The organism is Kitasatospora sp. NPDC001225, assembly GCF_053597855.1.
This window is the reverse complement of sequence record NZ_JBSFJC010000417.1, coordinates 1-1,700: the sequence shown is the minus strand read 5'-3', so window position 1 is coordinate 1,700 and position 1,700 is coordinate 1. Positions and strand designations below refer to the sequence as shown.

The 1,700-nt window shown below is 75.8% G+C and carries 2 protein-coding genes; both read right to left on the bottom strand.

The annotated features are described in order from the left end of the window. Positions 1 to 685: FAD-dependent oxidoreductase (locus ACWDCZ_RS41080; protein WP_449818686.1), on the bottom strand; the 685-nt coding region annotated here is incomplete at its 3' end. Between the two features lie 134 nt (positions 686 to 819). Next, positions 820 to 1,700: DUF5954 family protein (locus ACWDCZ_RS41075; protein WP_449818685.1), on the bottom strand; the 881-nt coding region annotated here is incomplete at its 5' end.

Here is a 1,700-nt window from a genome sequence, read left to right as displayed (position 1 = left end):
CGCGGCGCACGTCGGAGCTAGTCAGGTGGACCAGGACCCGGTCCACGAAGTAGGCCAGCTCGTCGGCGGGCAGGTGCAGCACCTCGTCCAGCGCGCCGGTCAGGGTCCGCCGCAGGGCGTCCGGGGCGAGGTCGCCCAGGTCGAGCGGGCGGCGGGTGAGGGTCCGGAACGGGAGCAGCAGGCCCGGGCGCGGCGCGTCGAAGGCCAGCAGCGCCTGGGTGGCGTCGCGCAGGTTGTCGTGGACGCCGCCGGGGTTGCCCGGGTAGGGGATGCGGCGCAGGGTGTCCGGCAGGTTGCGGTAGAAGCCGGGGAAGAACCGGAAGCCGTGCTCGCCCGGCAGCGCTCGGCGTCCACCGCGCGCGCCGCCCGGCACGTCCATGCTCCGGGCCTTGCCGCCGAGCGCGGCGTAGTACTCGTACACCGTCACCCGGTAGCCGCGCTCGGCCAGTTCGTGCGCCGCGCTCAGCCCGGACACCCCGCCGCCGAGGACCGCCACGGTCCGCCCGGAGCCGGAGCCGCCGCGGGCACCGGCGCCCGCGCCACGCGGGAGCGCGGCGGCGCCGGCGGCGGGACCGACGGCCAGCGCCCCGCCCAACGCGGCGGCGCGGGTGAGGAACTGGCGTCGGGTCCGCCCGCTCACCGCGTCCTCGTGCGAACCGTCCTGTGAACCCTCGGCCAACCCCATGCTGCGCGCACCTCCGGCTCCTTGGTCACCCCGAGCGGTTGGGATGACCCCCCGGTGTGCAACGAGCGGGACCGGTGCCGGTCACCCGTCACGGACCACGGTGGTGGAGGGGTGTTCGACGGGGTGGGCCCGCCCTACGCCCCGTCGTCCTCGAAGCGCGGGAGCGGGGTGCCGCGCCGGGCCATCTCGGCCTCGAAGAGGCGCTGGAACTCCCGCGCGGACTCGTCGAGGACGATCGGCTCGTCATCGTCCTCGTCGGGGACGATGCCCTGCGCTCGCAGCTTCTGGTCCATCACCAGGATCGGGTCCTCGGGGTCGTGGTCGGAGGGGCGGGGCCCCTCGGGTCCGTCCGGGCCGAAGCGGACGGCGCGTTCCACCCGGATGATCCGCAGGAGCCGGTCCTCGACGGTGAGTTCGAAGCCCTGCTCGGCTTCGAGCCGGTCCGCCGCCTCGGCGTAGCGGGCCCGTTGCCGGTCGCTCAGCCGGCGTTCGACCGGCTCGGTCACGCGCAGCCGCATCGACAGGATGTCCCGGGCGCGGAAGGGGGTGGGGGCGTCCATGACGCCGACCGGACGCCACCGGCCGTCGACCCGTTCCGCGACGCCGAAGGCGGCCGGCAGCAGCACCACACCCGGGTGGGTGGTGCTGGAACGCAGTGCGTCCCGGCGGACCTCGGGCGGGAAGTCGCGTGCGGTGGGCACCAGTTGGATGAGGTCGGTCTTGAGGATGCCGGTGGAGAGCCCGGTCGGCAGGGCGGGGTCCATGACGAAGCCGGCGGCCGGGTCCAGGGCTTCGGCGAGCGGGCGCTTGCGGTGGTCGTCGGGGTCGGTGGAGCGCGGCGGCTCCGGGCCGTCCGGACCGCTGCGGATGTACCGTTCGGCCCGCACCACGCGGTAGCGGACGTCCAGTTCGACCTCGTCGAGCTTCTCCCACTCCAGCCGCCCGGCCGCGGCCAGGTAGCGCTGCTGCGCCGCGGTGTCGCCGGCCCGCTCCGCCCGGCCGGCCTGCTCGCGGC